This window comes from Devosia salina (assembly GCF_019504385.1).
GTDB lineage: Bacteria > Pseudomonadota > Alphaproteobacteria > Rhizobiales > Devosiaceae > Devosia > Devosia salina.
The window spans coordinates 1,976,069-1,994,826 of record NZ_CP080590.1; the positions used below are offsets into that span (position 1 = coordinate 1,976,069).

Annotated in this window: 15 protein-coding genes; all 15 read right to left on the reverse strand. The window is 61.2% G+C overall.

Translation table 11 applies throughout. From position 1 onward, the window contains the following. Nucleotides 1–13: 13 nt before the first annotated feature. The gene (locus K1X15_RS09560; protein WP_220307214.1) at nucleotides 14–307 is read right to left on the reverse strand and encodes a 50S ribosomal protein L23; all 294 of its coding nucleotides are present in this window, start codon (nucleotides 305–307) and stop codon (nucleotides 14–16) included. After that, entirely contained in the window at nucleotides 304–924 is a 621-nt protein-coding gene (rplD, locus tag K1X15_RS09565; protein WP_220307215.1) for a 50S ribosomal protein L4, read from the reverse strand. The genes K1X15_RS09560 and rplD overlap by 4 nt, the downstream gene beginning before the upstream one ends. Next, on the reverse strand, nucleotides 925–1,620 hold the full coding sequence (gene rplC, locus K1X15_RS09570) for a 50S ribosomal protein L3 (protein WP_220307216.1): 696 nt from the start codon (nucleotides 1,618–1,620) through the stop codon (nucleotides 925–927). It lies immediately after the preceding gene. 83 nt (nucleotides 1,621–1,703) lie between these two features. Further along, nucleotides 1,704–2,012, reverse strand: coding sequence for a 30S ribosomal protein S10 (gene rpsJ, locus K1X15_RS09575; protein WP_035080820.1), 309 nt, complete (start codon nucleotides 2,010–2,012; stop codon nucleotides 1,704–1,706). A gap of 68 nt (nucleotides 2,013–2,080) precedes the next feature. After that, nucleotides 2,081–3,271: an elongation factor Tu gene (gene tuf, locus K1X15_RS09580; protein ID WP_220307217.1), complete on the reverse strand. Its 1,191-nt coding sequence runs from the start codon at nucleotides 3,269–3,271 to the stop codon at nucleotides 2,081–2,083. A 67-nt stretch (nucleotides 3,272–3,338) separates the two neighbouring features. Next, nucleotides 3,339–5,429, reverse strand: a complete 2,091-nt coding sequence (gene fusA, locus K1X15_RS09585; RefSeq protein ID WP_220307218.1) for an elongation factor G — start codon at nucleotides 5,427–5,429, stop codon at nucleotides 3,339–3,341. Between the two features lie 12 nt (nucleotides 5,430–5,441). Then, nucleotides 5,442–5,912 (reverse strand): 30S ribosomal protein S7, encoded by a 471-nt coding sequence (rpsG, locus tag K1X15_RS09590; protein ID WP_220307219.1) that lies wholly within the window; start codon nucleotides 5,910–5,912, stop codon nucleotides 5,442–5,444. Between the two features lie 14 nt (nucleotides 5,913–5,926). Further along, complete coding sequence (gene rpsL / locus K1X15_RS09595) at nucleotides 5,927–6,298, reverse strand: 30S ribosomal protein S12 (RefSeq protein WP_035080811.1); 372 nt, start codon at nucleotides 6,296–6,298, stop codon at nucleotides 5,927–5,929. A 586-nt stretch (nucleotides 6,299–6,884) separates the two neighbouring features. Then, nucleotides 6,885–11,069, reverse strand: a complete 4,185-nt coding sequence (rpoC, locus tag K1X15_RS09600) for a DNA-directed RNA polymerase subunit beta' (protein WP_220307220.1) — start codon at nucleotides 11,067–11,069, stop codon at nucleotides 6,885–6,887. A 75-nt stretch (nucleotides 11,070–11,144) separates the two neighbouring features. Next, the gene (rpoB, locus tag K1X15_RS09605; RefSeq protein ID WP_220307221.1) at nucleotides 11,145–15,284 is read right to left on the reverse strand and encodes a DNA-directed RNA polymerase subunit beta; all 4,140 of its coding nucleotides are present in this window, start codon (nucleotides 15,282–15,284) and stop codon (nucleotides 11,145–11,147) included. Between the two features lie 410 nt (nucleotides 15,285–15,694). Next, nucleotides 15,695–16,072, reverse strand: coding sequence for a 50S ribosomal protein L7/L12 (gene rplL, locus K1X15_RS09610; protein ID WP_220307222.1), 378 nt, complete (start codon nucleotides 16,070–16,072; stop codon nucleotides 15,695–15,697). Nucleotides 16,073–16,129: 57 nt separating this feature from the next. After that, nucleotides 16,130–16,648: a 50S ribosomal protein L10 gene (rplJ, locus tag K1X15_RS09615; protein ID WP_220307223.1), complete on the reverse strand. Its 519-nt coding sequence runs from the start codon at nucleotides 16,646–16,648 to the stop codon at nucleotides 16,130–16,132. A 307-nt stretch (nucleotides 16,649–16,955) separates the two neighbouring features. Continuing rightward, on the reverse strand, nucleotides 16,956–17,648 hold the full coding sequence (gene rplA, locus K1X15_RS09620) for a 50S ribosomal protein L1 (RefSeq protein WP_220307224.1): 693 nt from the start codon (nucleotides 17,646–17,648) through the stop codon (nucleotides 16,956–16,958). A gap of 6 nt (nucleotides 17,649–17,654) precedes the next feature. Continuing rightward, nucleotides 17,655–18,083, reverse strand: a complete 429-nt coding sequence (gene rplK, locus K1X15_RS09625; RefSeq protein ID WP_220307225.1) for a 50S ribosomal protein L11 — start codon at nucleotides 18,081–18,083, stop codon at nucleotides 17,655–17,657. Nucleotides 18,084–18,198: 115 nt separating this feature from the next. Further along, a complete protein-coding gene (gene nusG, locus K1X15_RS09630) occupies nucleotides 18,199–18,729 on the reverse strand; it encodes a transcription termination/antitermination protein NusG (RefSeq protein ID WP_220307226.1) in 531 nt (176 codons plus the stop codon). Between the last annotated feature and the right edge of the window lie 29 nt (nucleotides 18,730–18,758).

The window sequence follows — 18,758 nt, forward strand, 5'->3', positions numbered from 1 at the left end:
TGTCTCTCGTCCCTTAGAGGCCGGTCGAAATATCGATCGACTGGCCGTCGACCAGGGTCACGATGGCCTTCTTGACGTCATTGCGGACACCAACCTTGCCACGGAAGCGCTTCACCTTGCCCTTGCGGACCAGGGTGTTCACTGCCTTGACCTTGACCGAGAACAGCTGCTCGACGGCGGCCTTGATCTCGGTCTTGTTGGCATCGATCGCCACGTCGAAAACGACCTTGTTTGCTTCCGAAGCCATCGTCGACTTTTCAGTCACGACGGGGTTACGGACGATGTCGTAAGCGGCAAGCTTGTTCATGCGAACCTCGCTTCGAGCGCTTCCAGCGCTGCCTTGGTCAGGACGAGCTTGTCGCGCTTCAGGATCGAAACAACGTTGATCCCCTGGATCGGCAGCACGTCGATATTCGGGATGTTGCGGGCGGCCAGAGCGAAGTTCTGGTCGATGTTCGCACCATCGATGATCAGGGCGTTGGCCCATTCCAGCTTGCCGAACGTGGTGCGCAGGGCGGCCGTCTTGGCTTCCTTCTGCGCCACGCTGTCCACGACGACCAGCGAACCGGCCTTTGCCTTGGACGAGAGGGCATGCTTGAGCGCCAGGGCACGGACCTTCTTGGGAAGATCGATCGCGTGGCTGCGCGGGGTCGGACCGAATGCACGGCCACCGCCACGGAACTGCGGAGCCTTGCGATCGCCATGGCGAGCGCCGCCCGAGCCCTTCTGCTTCACGAACTTCTTGCCCGTGCGCGCGCCTTCCGACCGGTTCTTCACGTCATGCGTGCCGGCCATGGCCTTGAGCTGCTGGTAGCGAACCATGCGGTGCAGGATGTCGGGGCGAACCTCGAGACCGAACACGTCGTCCTTGAGATCGACCGAACCGGCGGCCTTGCCGTCGAGTGTGGTTACCTTGAGTTCCATTTACTTCGCTTCTCCCGCAGCTGCGGCCTCGAACGAGCCCGGGAAGGCTGCGTTCGCGGGAGCCGGCTTCTTGACGGCGTCCTTGATCATGATCCAGGCACCCTTGGAGCCCGGAACCGAACCCTGGATCATGATCAGGCCACGCTCCACGTCGGTCTTGACGACCTTGACGTTCTGCGTGGTGATGCGACGATCGCCCATGTGGCCCGGCATCTTCTTGTTCTTGAAGGTCTTGCCCGGGTCCTGACGGCCACCGGTCGAACCGATCGAGCGGTGCGACACGGACACACCGTGCGAGGCACGCAGGCCACCGAAGTTCCAGCGCTTCATGCCGCCGGCAAAACCCTTACCGATGGAGGTTCCGGTCACGTCGACCAGCTGACCCTCGGCGAAATGGTCGGCCTTGAGCGTAGCGCCAACCTCGATGAGGTTGTCGGCATCCACGCGGAACTCGGCCACGTGGCGCTTCGGCTCGACCTTGGCAACGGCATACTGGCCGCGCTCAGCCTTGGAGACATTCTTGGGCTTGGCCTGGCCGGCACCCAGCTGCAGGGCGACATAGCCGTCCTTTTCGACGGTCCGCTGGCCCACCACCTGGCAGTTCTGCAGACCCAGCACCGTCACGGGGACGTGGTTGCCGTCCTCGGTGAAGATGCGGGTCATCCCCAGCTTCTGTGCGATCAATCCAGAACGCATCGGTTTTTACCTTCTCTATTGGCGCTCTGCCGGGTCATGTCTTCAGAGGACCCTTTTGGCGGCAGGCGCGGAAACTCTTGTCTTTAGAGCTTGATTTCGACGTCGACGCCGGCGGCGAGATCGAGCTTCATCAGTGCATCGACCGTCTGGGGAGTCGGGTCCACAATGTCCAGCAGGCGCTTGTGGGTCCGGATCTCGAACTGCTCGCGTGCCTTCTTGTCGATATGGGGCGAGCGGTTGACGGTGAACTTGTCGATGCGGGTCGGCAGCGGGATCGGCCCGCGAACCTGTGCACCCGTACGCTTGGCGGTATTGACGATCTCGCGGGTCGAGGTGTCGAGCACGCGGTGGTCAAACGCCTTGAGGCGGATGCGAATATTCTGACCGTTCATCTTCTCAAATCCTGACAAAATGGATCGCGGCGCGCAGTCTCGCGCGCCGCGAAAGTCTCAAGGACGAATTACTTCAGGATCTTCGCGACGACGCCGGCGCCGACAGTGCGGCCACCTTCACGGATAGCGAAGCGGAGCTTCTCTTCCATGGCGATCGGAACGATGAGCTGAACGTTCATGTTGATGTTGTCGCCCGGCATAACCATCTCGGTGCCTTCCGGCAGGGTCACGATGCCGGTCACGTCGGTGGTGCGGAAGTAGAACTGCGGACGGTAGTTGCCGAAGAACGGAGTGTGACGGCCGCCTTCTTCCTTGGTGAGGATATAGGCCTCAGCAACGAAGTCGGTGTGCGGGGTCACGGAACCGGGCTTGCAGAGCACCTGGCCGCGTTCCACCTGGGTTCGGTCGATACCACGGATCAGGGCGCCGATGTTGTCGCCAGCTTCACCCGAGTCGAGCAGCTTGCGGAACATTTCAACACCGGTAACGGTGGTCTTCTGGGTCGCCTTGATGCCGACGATTTCGACTTCTTCACCGACCTTGATGATGCCGCGTTCGACGCGACCGGTCACCACGGTACCACGACCCGAGATCGAGAACACGTCTTCGATCGGCATCAGGAAGGGCTGGTCAACCGGACGTTCCGGCTGCGGGATGTACGAGTCGACAGCCTGCATCAGCTCGAGGACGGCGTCGTGGCCGAGCTTCGGGTCGCCGTTTTCCAGAGCAACCAGGGCCGAGCCCTTGATGATCGGGATATCGTCGCCGGGGAATTCGTACGAGCTCAGCAGTTCGCGAACTTCGAGTTCGACGAGTTCGAGCAGTTCCGGATCGTCGACCATGTCGCACTTGTTCAGGAACACGACCAGGGCCGGCACGCCAACCTGACGGGCGAGCAGGATGTGCTCACGGGTCTGGGGCATCGGGCCGTCGGCAGCCGACACGACCAGGATCGCGCCGTCCATCTGGGCAGCACCGGTGATCATGTTCTTCACATAGTCGGCGTGGCCGGGGCAGTCGACGTGAGCGTAGTGACGGTTCTGGGTCTCGTACTCGACGTGAGCGGTGTTGATGGTGATACCGCGGGCCTTCTCTTCCGGAGCGGCGTCGATCTGGTCATACGCCTTGAAGGTGGCGCCGCCGGTCTCGGCCAGAACCTTGGTGATCGCTGCGGTCAGCGAGGTCTTGCCATGGTCAACGTGACCGATGGTGCCGATGTTGCAGTGCGGCTTGGTGCGGGAAAACTTTTCCTTCGCCATCGCTTTTCTCCAAATTCGTCAGCGCAATCGCCGACATTCAGTTGAGTTTTTAGTAGCTTGCGCTGTTTTAGGCGTATTTGGCCTGGACTTCGTCGGCGACTGCCTGCGGGACCTGCTCGTAGTGATCGAACACCATCGAGTATTGGGCCCGACCCTGGCTCATCGACCGGAGCGAGTTCACATAGCCGAACATGTTGGCAAGCGGCACAAATGCATTCACGACCTGGACCACACCACGGCTTTCAGTGCCCTGGATCTGCCCACGACGGGAATTCAAATCACCGATGACGTCGCCCATGTACTCATCTGGCGTCGTAACTTCAACCTTCATGATCGGTTCGAGAATTTTCGGACCGGCTTCACGCAGGGCTTCGCGGAAACCCGCACGCGCTGCGATTTCGAACGCCAGCACCGAAGAGTCCACGTCGTGGTAGGCGCCGTCGGTAAGGGTGACCTTCACGTCGACCACGGGGAACCCGATCAGCGGGCCTGCGCCCATGACCGATTCCAGACCCTTCTGGACGCCGGGGATGTATTCCTTCGGCACCGCACCGCCAACGATCGCGTTGACGAACTCGAGACCCTTGCCCACTTCGCCCGGTTCGACGGTGAACTTGATGCGGGCGAACTGGCCCGAACCGCCGGACTGCTTCTTGTGGGTGTAGTCCTTGTCGGTCTTCTTGGTGATGGTCTCACGGTAAGCCACCTGCGGCTGACCGATATTGGCCTCCACCTTGAACTCCCGGCGCATGCGGTCAACGATGATGTCGAGGTGCAGTTCGCCCATGCCCGAGATGATGGTCTGGCCCGATTCCTCGTCGGTCTTGACGCGGAAGGACGGATCTTCGGCAGCCAGGCGGTTGAGCGCGAGGCCCATCTTTTCCTGGTCGGCCTTGGACTTCGGCTCGACCGAGATGTCGATAACCGGATCCGGGAAGATCATGCGTTCGAGAATGACCTGCGAGTTCGACGGGCAGAGGGTGTCACCGGTGGTGGTGTCCTTCAGGCCCACGATGGCCACGATGTCGCCGGCAAAGGCTTCCGTGATCTGCTCGCGGCTGTTTGCGTGCATCTGGAACATGCGGCCAACGCGTTCGCGCTTGCCCTTCACGGTGTTTTCCAGCTGCGCACCGGCTTCGAGGTGACCCGAATAGATGCGGCAGAAGGTCAGCGAACCCATATGCGGGTCGTTGGCGATCTTGAAGGCCAGCATCGAAAGCGGCTCGTTGTCGTCGGCATGACGCTCGATATGCTCTTCGGTCCGGGCGTCGATGCCCTGGATGGCGGGCACGTCGATCGGCGACGGCAGGAAGTCGATCACGCCGTCCAGCAGGGGCTGCACGCCCTTGTTCTTGAACGCCGAGCCGGCAAAGATCAGGAAGAACTTGGTGTCGCAGACGCCCTTGCGAAGCAGACGACGGATGGTGTCGTTGTTCGGCATCTCGCCTTCGAGATAGGCTTCCATCGCGGCGTCGTCCATCTCGACGGCAGCCTCGATCATGGCTTCACGGTACTTCTCGGCCTTGTCCTTGAGGTCGGCCGGGATTTCCACGACGTCCCACTGGGCGCCGAGTTCTTCGTTGCGCCACACCAGGGCGTTCATCTCGATCAGATCGACGACGCCCTTGAACTCGTTCTCGGCACCGATCGGCAGCTGCACCGGAACGCCCTTGGCGCCCAGGCGGGTCCCGATCATTTCCACGCAGCGGTAGAAGTCGGCACCGATCTTGTCCATCTTGTTGACGAAGATCAGGCGCGGCACGTGGTACTTGTCAGCCTGGCGCCAGACGGTTTCGGTCTGGGGCTCGACGCCGGCATTGGCGTCCAGCAGGGCAACCGCGCCGTCGAGTACGCGCAGCGAACGTTCGACTTCGATGGTGAAGTCCACGTGGCCGGGGGTGTCGATGATGTTGAAGCGGTGCATCACGCCTTCGCGCGACTTCCAGAACGTGGTGGTCGCAGCCGAAGTGATGGTGATGCCGCGTTCCTGCTCCTGCTCCATCCAGTCCATGGTCGCGGCGCCGTCATGGACTTCGCCGATCTTGTGGGACTTGCCGGTGTAGTAGAGGATGCGTTCGGTCGTGGTCGTCTTGCCAGCATCGATGTGCGCCATGATGCCGAAGTTACGATAGAGATTAATCGGGTATTCGCGTGCCATTGGGCGCTCCTACTACCAGCGGTAGTGCGAGAAGGCACGGTTGGCATCAGCCATACGGTGCGTGTCTTCGCGTTTCTTGACGGCCTGGCCGCGACCATTCATGGCATCCATGAGCTCGCCCGAAAGGCGCTCGCGCATGGTGTTCTCGCCGCGCTTGCGGGCGCTGTCGATGAGCCAACGGATGGCCAGGGCCTGCTGACGGTCCGCACGGACCTCGACCGGAACCTGGTAGGTTGCACCACCGACGCGGCGCGAACGGACTTCAACGGCCGGACGGATATTGTCCAGGGCGCCGTGGAAAACGGTGATCGGGTCCTGCTTGGTCTTGGCTTCGACAATGTCGAAAGCGCCATAGACGATGGACTCGGCAGCCGACTTCTTGCCGTCCTTCATGAGCGAATTCATGAACTTGGTGACGACCAGATCGCCGAACTTGGGATCAGGGATGACTTCACGCTTTTCGGCGCGGTGACGACGGGACATCGCTCAATATCTCCTTACTTCGGACGCTTCGCGCCATACTTGGACCGGCGCTGCTTGCGGTCCTTCACGCTCTGCGTGTCCAGGACACCGCGGAGCACGTGGTAGCGAACGCCCGGCAGATCGCGCACGCGACCGCCGCGGATGAGCACAACAGAGTGCTCCTGCAGATTGTGACCCTCGCCCGGGATGTACGAGATCACTTCGCGCTGATTGGTCAGGCGAACCTTGGCAACCTTACGCAGAGCCGAGTTCGGCTTCTTCGGGGTCGTGGTGTACACACGGGAGCAAACGCCGCGCTTCTGCGGATTGGCTTCCATGGCCGGAACTTTGTTCCGCTTTGGCTTGCTGGCGCGTGGCTTGCGGATCAGCTGATTAATGGTGGGCATTGCGCTCTTTCCATCGTCCAAAATTTGGTGCCGCTCACTTGCGAACGACCCCTCGTACTCGTTTGTCGCGTTCCACGTCGGGATCGCCACAGTTCGGTCTACACAAGCAAACCAAAGCGGCGCTTGCCCGATCCCATGCAAGGATTCGGCAGCGCCTCAGTTGCAGCGGACCACCCGCCTTTCGGCAGCAGTCATGCGCACAAGGATTTGCTTCGTCTAGCTACCCGACAGTGTGTTTGATTGCCCTGGATTCCCGCTCTAGGTGGCAGGGACCCGGTGTGACAATCACGACCGACCGCTAAGGTAGGCGCTGTTTAGAGCCGATGACTCGCCCCGTCAAGGATTCTTTCGTGAAAAATCCGAGGGAGAGCCTTGCGTTTCCGGCAAGTGGCCCCGCCCTACCCCCTCCGGCATGACTGGACGGATCAGGCCGAAACCGTTCGGAGAGGTTTTTGTCTGGCGCGTCACGCCGAGCCGGGCGCTGCATTGAGCGTCGACAATTCGTTCATCAACGGGGTCCAGGACCCCCTCCGGAACAGAAAAGGGGCCCGAAGGCCCCTTCCCCAATTCGTCGATCCGACCCGCCTTATTCGGCAGCCGGCGCCGCGATCTGCACGGTTTCGGCCTGGCGGCGGCGTTCTTCCAAGATCAGGTCGTCGCGCTTGGCAGCGATCTGCTTGGCCTGCGAGATGCCCGCACCGGTACCCGCCGGAATGAGGCGACCCACGATCACGTTCTCCTTGAGACCTTCGAGCAGGTCGGCCTTGCCCGAGACCGCAGCCTCGGTGAGCACGCGGGTAGTTTCCTGGAACGAAGCAGCCGACACGAAGGAACGGGTCTGCAGCGAAGCCTTTGTAATACCGAGCAGAACCGGGTTGGCGGTCGCCGGCTTCTTGCCCTCGGCCACCAGCTGATCATTGAGTTCGTCGAAGTCCAGCTTGTCGAGCTGCTCGTCCTTGAGCAGGCCCGAGTCACCGGGTTCAACGATCTCGACCTTCTGCAGCATCTGGCGAACGATCACCTCGATGTGCTTGTCGTTAATCAGCACGCCCTGCAGGCGGTACACTTCCTGGATCTCGTTGACGAGATAGCGCGCCAGTTCCTCGACGCCCTTGATGGCAAGGATGTCGTGCGGAGCGGGATTGCCGTCCAGGATGTATTCGCCCTTCTCGATGGTATCGCCTTCCTGGAGATGGAACGGCTTGCCCTTCGGGATCAGGTATTCGACCGGATCGGCACCCTCTTCGGTCGGCTCGATGATGACGCGACGCTTGTTCTTGTAGTCGCGGCCGAAGCGGATGGTGCCATCGATCTCGGCGATGATGGCGTGATCCTTCGGACGACGGGCTTCGAACAGCTCGGCCACACGCGGCAGACCGCCGGTGATGTCCTTGGTCTTGGCGCTTTCGAGCGGAATACGCGCGAGCACGTCGCCCGGGGCCACCTTCTCGCCCGGCTCGACCGCGATGACCGCGTCGACCGAGAGCAGGTAGCGGGCATCGCCGCCCCGTTCCACCTTGGCGATCGAACCACCGCGGGCAATGGCGAGCGCGGGCTTGAGCCCCTCACCACGCTGGTTGCCGCGCCAGTCGATGACCACGCGTTTGGTGAAGCCAGTGGCCTCGTCGGTGTTTTCCGCAACCGAAGCACCATCCACCAGGTCCTCGAACACCACCTCACCCTCGACTTCGGCGAGAATCGGGCGGGTGTACGGATCCCATTCGGCCAGGCGCTGGCCACGGCGCACACTGTCGCCTTCCTTGACCAGGAGCTTGGAGCCGTAGGTCACCTTGTGGGTCGCACGTTCCTTGCCATCGGCATCGACGATCGCGAGGGCCACATTACGGGCCATGACGACCTGCTTGCCGCCTTCGACTGTGGCGAGGTTCGCATTGCGGACCTCGATCTTGCCTTCGGCACCGGCCTCGAGGAACGAGGAGTCGACCACCTGGGCGGTACCACCGATGTGGAACGTGCGCATGGTAAGCTGGGTACCCGGTTCACCGATGGACTGGGCGGCGATAACGCCGACAGCTTCACCGATATTGACCGGGGTACCGCGAGCCAGGTCACGGCCGTAACACGCTGCGCAGCAACCCTGGCGCATGTCGCAGGTCAGCGGCGAACGAATGCGGACCGACTGGATGCGGGCCTCTTCGATCACGTCGACATGCTTTTCCTCGAGCAGCGTGCCCTTGGGAGCGATGAGATCGCCCGAAATCGGGTGGAACACATCGTCCGCAGTGGTACGGCCCAGGATACGCTGGCCCAGCGAAGCCACGACCTGGCCGGCATCGACGATCGATTCCATGGTCAGGCCGCGTTCGGTGCCGCAATCCTCGGCAACGATGATGGCGTCCTGCGCCACGTCCACGAGGCGGCGGGTCAGGTAACCCGAGTTTGCGGTCTTGAGCGCGGTATCGGCCAGACCCTTACGGGCACCGTGAGTGGAGTTGAAGTACTCCAGCACGTTGAGGCCTTCCTTGAAGTTCGCGGTGATCGGCGTCTCGATGATCGAGCCGTCCGGCTTGGCCATCAGGCCGCGCATGCCGGCAAGCTGCTTCATCTGGGCCGGCGAACCGCGGGCACCGGAGTGCGACATCATGTAGACCGAATTGATCGGCTTCTGGCGCTTGGTTTCCGCGTCGATCTGGACGGTACGGATCGCGTCCATCATCTCTTCGGCGACCTTGTCGCCGCACTTGGCCCAGGCGTCCACGACCTTATTGTACTTTTCGCCCTGGGTGATCAGGCCGTCATTGTACTGCTGCTCGAATTCCTCGACCAGCTTCCGGGTCTCGTCCACGATGGTGTACTTGGACGCAGGGATAACCATGTCGTCCTTGCCGAACGAAATGCCGGCATCGCAGGCGTTCTTGAAGCCGAGCTGCATGACGCGGTCACAGAAGATGACCGTCTCCTTCTGACCGCAACCGCGATAGACGGTGTCGATCATCTTGGAGATCATCTTCTTGGTCATGAGCTGGTTGGCCGTCGCGAACGGAACAGCCGGGCTCAGCGGCAGGATCTGGCCGATCAGCATGCGACCCGGGGTCGTTTCCACGATCTCGGTGGTCTGCTTGCCGTCCGCATCCCAAGCCGGCACGCGGGCCTTAATCTTGGTGTGCAAGGTCACGACCTTGTTGTCGAGCGCATGTTCGAGCTCGGCATAGGACGCGAACGCCATGCCTTCACCCGGCTCGTTGTCGTTCATCAGCGACAGGTAATAGAGACCCAGAACAATGTCCTGCGACGGCACGATGATCGGCTGACCATTGGCCGGGTGCAGGATGTTGTTGGTGGACATCATCAGCACGCGCGCTTCAAGCTGAGCTTCGAGCGACAGGGGCACGTGAACAGCCATCTGGTCGCCGTCGAAGTCGGCATTGAAGGCCGAGCAGACGAGCGGATGCAGGCGGATGGCCTTGCCTTCGATCAGCATGGGCTCGAAAGCCTGGATGCCGAGGCGGTGCAGCGTCGGCGCGCGGTTGAGCAGCACAGGGTGCTCGCGGATAACCTCGTCCAAGATATCCCAGACTTCCGGCTTTTCCTTCTCAACCAGCTTCTTGGCCTGCTTCACCGTCGAGCTGAAGCCCTTGGCTTCGAGGCGCGAATAGATGAAGGGCTTGAACAGCTCGAGCGCCATCTTCTTGGGCAGGCCGCACTGATGCAGCTTGAGGTTCGGACCCACGGTGATCACCGAGCGGCCGGAATAGTCGACGCGCTTGCCGAGCAGGTTCTGACGGAAGCGACCCTGCTTGCCCTTGAGCATGTCGGAGAGCGACTTCAGCGGACGCTTGTTGGCACCGGTGATGGTGCGGCCGCGACGACCGTTGTCGAACAGCGCGTCCACGGCTTCCTGCAGCATGCGCTTTTCGTTGCGGATGATGATATCCGGCGCACGCAGCTCGATCAGGCGCTTCAGGCGGTTGTTGCGGTTGATGACGCGACGATAGAGATCGTTCAGGTCCGAGGTCGCAAAGCGGCCACCATCCAGCGGCACCAGCGGGCGCAGCTCGGGCGGGATGACCGGAATAACGGTCATGATCATCCATTCGGGCTTGTTGCCCGAAACGATGAACTGCTCGACGATCTTCAGACGCTTGGCCAGCTTCTTGGGCTTGAGCTCGGTGGTGGCCTCGGCGATTTCCACGCGCAGGTCCGCCGCGATCTTTTCCAGATCGAGCGAGAGCAGGATTTCGCGAATGGCTTCGGCACCAATCTTGGCCGTGAAGCTGTCGGCGCCATATTCGTCCTGCGCGTCCAGATACTGCTCTTCGGTGAGCAGCTCATTCTGCGTGAACGGTGTCAGGCCCGGATCGAGAACGACATAGTTCTCGAAGTAGAGAATGCGTTCGATATCCTTCAGGGTCATGTCGAGCAGCAGCGCAATGCGGCTCGGCAGGGACTTGAGGAACCAGATATGGGCAACCGGGGCGGCGAGCTCGATATGGCCCATGCGCTCGCGGCGGACGCGGCTGAGGGTGACTTCCACACCGCACTTTTCGCAGATGACGCCCTTGAACTTCATGCGCTTGTACTTGCCGCACAGGCACTCATAGTCCTTCACGGGGCCAAAGATGCGCGCGCAGAACAGGCCGTCACGCTCAGGCTTGAACGTACGGTAGTTGATGGTCTCTGGCTTCTTGATCTCGCCATAGGACCAGCTGAGGATCTTCTCGGGGCTCGCGATCGAGATCTTCATCTGATCGAAAGTCTGGACAGGAACGGCCGGGTTGAACGGGTCCATGACGTGGGAATGATGATTCATCAATTCTCTCCTCTTTCCGTCGGGAGGGGCATCGCCCGCTCCCTCAGGAAGTGAATGGGTGTAGGAAGTGCCGGATTATTCCGCCGCTTCCTGAGGAGGTGCGAGCTCCGCTTCGGCCTGGCCGGCTTCATCCTGCTCGCGCATGTCGAGTTCGACATTGAGGCCGAGAGACCGGATTTCCTTGACCAGCACGTTGAAGCTTTCCGGGATGCCCGCTTCGAAGGTGTCGTCGCCGCGTACGATGGCCTCGTAGACCTTCGTACGACCCGCCACGTCGTCCGACTTGATGGTGAGCATTTCCTGCAGCGTGTAGGCAGCGCCATACGCCTCCAGGGCCCACACTTCCATCTCGCCGAAGCGCTGACCGCCGAACTGCGCCTTGCCGCCCAGCGGCTGCTGGGTAACGAGCGAGTACGGGCCGATCGAGCGCGCGTGGATCTTGTTGTCCACCAGGTGATCGAGCTTGAGCATGTAGATGTAGCCCACGGTCACCTGACGGTCGAACTGCTCGCCGGTACGGCCGTCGAACACGGTCGACTGACCGGAGGACTTCAGCCCTGCCCGCTCCAGCATCTCGACGATGTCGGCTTCCTTGGCACCGTCGAACACCGGGGTCGCGATCGGAACGCCCTTGGAGAGGTGCTCGCCCAGGCGGATGACGCCATCATCATCGAGATCGGAGATGGTGTTGTCATTGGCAAACAGCGTCTGGATTTCCGTGCGGAGCGGCTTGAGGTCGCCCTTGGCATGGTAGGCCCGGACCATCTCGTCGATCTTCTTGCCCATGCCGGCACAGGCCCAACCCAGATGGGTTTCAAGAATCTGGCCCACATTCATGCGCGAAGGCACGCCGAGCGGATTGAGCACGATGTCGACCGACGTACCGTCTTCGAGATACGGCATGTCTTCCACCGGAACGATGCGGGAAACCACACCCTTGTTGCCGTGGCGGCCGGCCATCTTGTCGCCGGGCTGGATCTTGCGCTTGGTGGCGATAAAGACCTTGACCATCTTCATGACGCCCGGCGGCAGTTCGTCACCGCGCTGCAGCTTGTCCACCTTGTCGATGAAGCGCTGCTCGAGCAGACGGCGGCTCTCCTCGTACTGAGCATGGAGGGCTTCCATCTCGGTCATGACCTTGTCGTCTTCGACGGCAAACTGCCACCACTTGGAACGCGGCTGACCTTCGAAGATCGAGTCATTGAGCTTGGTGCCCACGACATAGCCCTTCGGACCTGCGGTCGCGGCCTTGCCGAACAGCATTTCCTTGAGACGGGCATAGACGTTGCGGTCGAGGATCGACTGCTCGTCGTCGCGGTCCTTGGCCAGGCGCTCGATTTCCTCGCGCTCGATGGCCATGGCGCGCTCGTCCTTGTCGATGCCATGACGGTTGAAGACGCGCACTTCCACGACCGTACCGGCGTCGCCCGGGGGCACGCGCAGCGAGGTGTCACGGACGTCCGAAGCCTTTTCACCGAAAATGGCGCGGAGGAGCTTTTCTTCCGGGGTCATCGGCGATTCACCCTTGGGGGTGATCTTGCCGACGAGGATGTCGCCCGGCTGCACTTCCGCACCGATATGGACGATACCGGCTTCGTCGAGGTTCTTCAGCGCTTCTTCCGAAACGTTCGGAATGTCGCGGGTGATTTCTTCCGGACCAAGCTTGGTGTCGCGGGCCATCACTTCATATTCCTCGATATGGATCGAGGTGAAGACGTCCTGCATGGCGATCTTTTCGCTCAGGAGGATAGAGTCTTCGAAGTTGTAGCCATTCCAGGGCATGAACGCGACGAGCACGTTGCGGCCCAGGGCGAGATCGCCCAGTTCGGTCGAGGGACCGTCGGCGATGATGTCGCCGGCATTGATGTGGTCGCCCACCACCACCAGCGGGCGCTGGTTGATACAGGTCGACTGGTTCGAACGCTGGAACTTCATCAGGTTGTAGATGTCCACGCCCGACTTCGACGCATCGGTTTCTTCCGTTGCGCGAATGACGATACGGGTCGCGTCCACCTGGTCCACGATACCGGTGCGCTTGGCCACGATGGCCGCCCCAGAGTCACGGGCCACGACGGGCTCCATGCCGGTGCCGACGAAGGGCGCCTCGGCACGCAGCAGCGGCACGGCCTGCTTCTGCATGTTCGAGCCCATCAGGGCGCGGTTGGCGTCGTCGTTCTCGAGGAACGGGATCAGCGAAGCGGCAACCGACACCATCTGCTTGGGGGAAACGTCCATCAGGTCGACGTTTTCCTTGGGCGTCAGGCCGTTGTCACCGGCGTGGCGGGCCACGACCAGGTCATCCTGCAGCTCCAGGGTCGGGGCAAACTGCACGTTCGCCTGGGCGACGTAGTGCTTGGCCTCTTCCATGGCCGAGAGGTAGACGACCTCATCGGTCAGCTTGCCATCGACGATCTTGCGGTACGGGGTCTCGATGAAGCCGTACTTGTTGACGCGAGCATAGGTGGCCAGGTTGTTGATCAGACCGATATTGGGGCCTTCCGGCGTCTCGATCGGGCAGATACGGCCATAATGGGTCGGGTGCACGTCGCGCACTTCAAAGCCCGCGCGTTCGCGGGTGAGACCGCCCGGCCCGAGCGCGGAGAGACGACGCTTGTGCGCCACTTCCGAGAGCGGGTTGGTCTGGTCCATGAACTGGCTGAGCTGCGAGGAACCGAAGAATTCACGCACAGCGGCAGCGGCCGGCTTGGCGTTGATCAGGTCCTGCGGCATCACTGTGTCGATTTCGACCGAACTCATGCGCTCCTTGATGGCGCGCTCCATGCGGAGCAGGCCAAGGCGATAGGAGTTTTCCATGAGTTCGCCGACCGAACGGACGCGGCGGTTGCCAAGGTTGTCGATGTCGTCGATCTCGCCACGGCCATCGCGCAGGTCCACGAGGGTGCGGACGACTTCCACGATGTCTTCCTTGCGCAGAGTACGCATGGTGTCGGGCGCATCGAGCTCGAGGCGCATGTTCATCTTGACGCGGCCAACGGCGCTGAGGTCGTAGCGTTCGCTGTCGAAGAACAGCGACTGGAACATGGCTTCGGCCGTTTCCACGGTCGGCGGCTCGCCCGGACGCATGACGCGATAGATGTCGAACAGCGCGTCTTCGCGGCTCTCGTTCTTGTCGATCGCGAGCGTGTTGCGGATATAGGCACCGATGCTAATGTGATCGATGTCCAGGATCGGCAGCTCGTCGAAGCCCTTCTCGACCAGGCCCGTCAGCAGCTTCTCGTCGAGCTCGTCGCCCGCTTCGGCATAAATCTCGCCGGTCTGGAGGTTCACCAGGTCTTCGGCAACATACATGCCATAGAGGTCTTCATCGACCGCCAGCAGGTGCGTCAGGCCGTTCTCGGCGAGCTTCTTGGCCTGGCGGGCCGAGAGCTTCTTGCCACCTTCATGGACGACGTCGCCCGTCTTGGCGTCGATGAGGTCGTGGGTCGGCTTGGCGCCTTTCCACTTCTCGGCGTCGTAGGGAACGCGCCAGCCCTTCTCGGTCTTTTCGTACTGCAGCTTGGTGTAATAGGTGTCGAGGATTTCCTCGGCATCCATGCCCAGCGCCTTGAGCAGCGAGGTGACCGGGATCTTGCGACGACGGTCAATACGCGCATAGACGATATCCTTGGCATCGAACTCGATATCGAGCCAGGAGCCGCGATAGGGAATGATGCGGCCGGCAAACAGCAGCTTGCCCGAGGAATGGGTCTTGCCCTTGTCGTGATCGAAGAACACGCCGGGCGAACGGTGCATCTGCGAGACGATAACGCGTTCGGTACCATTCACGACAAAGGTGCCGTTGGGCGTCATGAAGGGCATATCGCCCATATAGACGTCCTGCTCCTTGATGTCCTTGACCGAGCGGGCGCCGGTTTCCTCGTCCACTTCGAACACGATCAGCCGCAGCGTCACCTTGAGCGGGGCAGCGAAGGTCATGTCGCGCGCACGGCACTCGTCGATGTCATATTTGGGCTGCTCGAATTCGTAGCGCACGAATTCGAGGCTAGCGGTGTTGGAAAAGTCGGTGATCGGGAACACCGACTTGAAGACGGACTGCAGCCCTTCCTCCGGACGACCGCCCTTGGGCTCGGCGACCTGAAGGAACTGATCATAGGAAGCCTTCTGGACTTCGATCAGGTTGGGCAACTCCGTGACTTCGCGGATGGAGCCGAAGGACTTGCGAACCTTGCGGCGGCCGTTGAACGTGGTAGCCATGAAAGCTCCTGTTTCTGTTGTAGCGACATGGCCGCCAGGGCCTGCCGCTCCATTATTGCTTTGTCTCGGAGGCAGATATCCAAAGACCCGACTATCAGCCGTCGGCGCTCGGGATATATGCCTGGTAGTCAAATTCGGCGGGGTTGGATGGACGCCACAAGAATCCGCCTCACAACCCCGATGAGCCGGTTCACAGACACGTGATCAGCGACTAAAGCCCCGCACGAGGGACAGCCCACGGCGAGGTCAACAGAGGCTTCAATCTGCCCGCGACATCCAAAATCGTCATATATTTCCGCAAATTGGCGCCTGGACCCATCCAATCGGCCCTGGCGAATCGTTCCGTACAAAACGGAAAAGCGAGATGGCACATATAGCGCCATCTCGCATTTTTCAAGAGGGAACTGAAATTACTTCAGTTCGACCTTGGCGCCGGCATCTTCCAGCTTCTTCTTGATGTCTTCGGCTTCAGCCTTCGACACGCCTTCCTTGACGGCCTTCGGAGCGCCTTCAACCAGGGCCTTGGCTTCGCCCAGGCCGAGGCCGGTGATGCCGCGAACTTCCTTGATGACGTTGATCTTGTTGTCGCCGAAGGCGGCCAGGATCACGTCGAATTCAGTCTTTTCTTCAGCAGCAGCGGCCGGAGCACCACCACCAGCAGCGGCAGCGACAGCAACCGGAGCAGCGGCAGAAACGCCCCACTTTTCTTCGAGCATCTTGGACAGCTCGGAAGCTTCCAGAACGGTCAGGGCCGAGAGGTCATCAACGAGTTTGGCGAGATCAGCCATTTTATACTCTTTCCAGTTTGGGTTCGGTTTCGAATGTTGAGGTAGTTTGGAACGGCCTTACGCCGCTTCGCTCTTTTCGGCGTGAGCCTTGAGGACGCGAGCAATGCCCGCACCCGGCTGCACGAGGATGGAAGCGATGTTCGTTGCCGGCTGCTTGACGAGGCCTGCGAGCTTGGCGCGCAGTTCGTCGAGCGACGGCATGGTCGCCAGCGCCTTGACGCCATCGGCGTCGAGAGCAGTCGGACCCATGGCACCACCGAGAATGACGAACTTCTGGTTCTTCTCGGCGAAGGCCGCTGCGATCTTGGGCGCAGCGACGGGGTCTTCAGCATAGGCGATGACGGTCGGGCCGGTGAACAGGCCCGAAATGTCCGCGACATCGGTTTCCTTCAGAGCGAGCTTGGCAAGGCGGTTCTTTGCGACCTTGACCTTGCCGCCAGCCTTCTTGACCTGCACGCGCAGGTCAGTGAACGCAGCGACGGTCAGGCCGGTATTGTGCGCGACGACGATCGATCCAGCACCCGCAAGGGCTTCCTGGAGCGAGGCGACGACTTCACGCTTTTCCGCTCTTTCCAAAGCTAGTCTCCACAAATAAGCCCCAGGGCATATGCCAAGGGACCATTGCCAATTGCTGCCCCCTGCCCTTTTGGACCGGGGAACAACGGTTAGTGCCTGCCAACCGAGTGCCCACGAAGGGGCAACTGGCTTAGGTTCGAACCGCAACCCTTGGGCCATTCGGCCCGGAATTGGGTCTCACCCCGTCTATTGCTGGCTCCGGAATGGAATTAACGGCGCAAGGCCGGCCGGCAGTCTCGGACAGGACTTTTACATCTCTCCCGAAGGAGGGATGAAACCGGGCGGCGAACCGCCCGGAATTCTTGCATTAGATAGCCGTGTTCGGCTCGACATGGACGCCCGGGCCCATGGTCGAGGAAACGGCGACCTTCTTAACATAGGTGCCCTTGGCACCGGCCGGCTTGGACTTCACCACGGCGTCGGTAAACGCCTTGATGTTTTCCAGCAGCGCAGCTTCGGTGAACGACACCTTGCCGATACCGGCATGGACGATACCGGCCTTCTCGACGCGATACTCCACGGCGCCGCCCTTGGCAGCACCAACGGCGCCCTTGACGTCCATGGTCACGGTGCCGACCTTGGGGTTCGGCATCAGGTTGCGCGGGCCCAGGATCTTGCCGAGACGACCGACCAGCGGCATCATGTCCGGCGTGGCGATGCAGCGATCGAAGTCGATCTTGCCCGACTGGATGGTTTCCAGCAGGTCTTCGGCGCCAACGATATCCGCACCGGCGGCAGTGGCCTCATCGGCCTTGGCGCCACGGGCGAACACGGCGACGCGAACGGTCTTGCCGGTGCCATTGGGCAGATTGACGACGCCGCGGACCATCTGGTCGGCGTGGCGGGGGTCAACGCCCAGGTTCATCGCGATCTCGACGGTTTCGTCGAACTTGGCCGAGGCGCGGGCCTTGACCAGCTTCACGGCTTCTTCGAGGCCGTACAGCTTGTTGCGGTCGATGCCTTCACGGGCCGCGGCGACCTTCTTTGCGATCTTTGCCATTTTTTCTTAGCCCTCGACCTGAATGCCCATGGAACGGGCGGAACCGGCGATCATGGTCATCGCGGTTTCAACGTCGTCCGCGTTGAGATCCTTCATCTTCTTTTCGGCGATATCGCGCAGCTGAGCCTGCGTGATGGTGCCGGCGCTTTCCTTGCCCGGGGTCTTGGAACCGGACTTGAGGTTGAGCGCCTTCTTGATGAAGTAGGTCACCGGCGGCTGCTTCATCTCGAAGGTGAAGCTCTTGTCCGCATAGGCGGTGATCACGGTCGGGATGGGCGAGCCCTTCTCGAGTTCCTGCGTGGCCGCGTTGAAGGCCTTGCAGAATTCCATGATGTTGAGGCCGCGCTGACCCAGCGCCGGACCGATCGGGGGCGACGGGGTGGCAGAGCCAGCCGGCACCTGGAGCTTGATATAGCCCGTAATCTTCTTAGCCATTTTTCATCCTTCTCTGTTGCCCCGACGGGGCAGTTGAAGCCGTGGTGCGGTTTCCTGGCGCCGGCTGAGCGCCATCCCCTTCCACGGGTTTTGCCGGGTTTCCCCGGCAGGGTGATCAGACCTTTTCGACCTGACCGTATTCGAGCTCCACCGGAGTGGGGCGACCGAAAATCGAAACCTCGACCTTGAGGCGGGAGCGTTCCTCGTCCACCTCTTCGACGACGCCGTTGAAGCTGGCAAACGGACCGTCCGAGACGCGCACGTTCTCGCCCACTTCGAAGCTGACGGAGGGCTTGGGATGGTCCACGCCTTCCTGCACCTGCTGCAGGATGGACATGGCCTCGCTCTCCGAGATCGGCATCGGCTTGTTGTCCGCGCCGAGGAAACCGGTGACCTTGGGCGTATTCTTGATCAGATGGAATGCCTCGTCGGTCATGTCCATCTTCACCAGCACATAGCCCGGGAAGAACTTGCGTTCGGTGTCCACCTTGCGGCCGCGACGGATTTCCACGACCTTCTCGGTCGGCACGATCACGTCTTCAAACAGGTGCTCGAGCTTCTTCTGCGCAACCTTGAGCCGGATGTCTTCCGCCACCTTGCGCTCGAAGTTCGAATACGCCTGAACGATGTACCAGCGCTTGGCCATAAAGGGTCGCCGCTCCCAATAAACTAAAA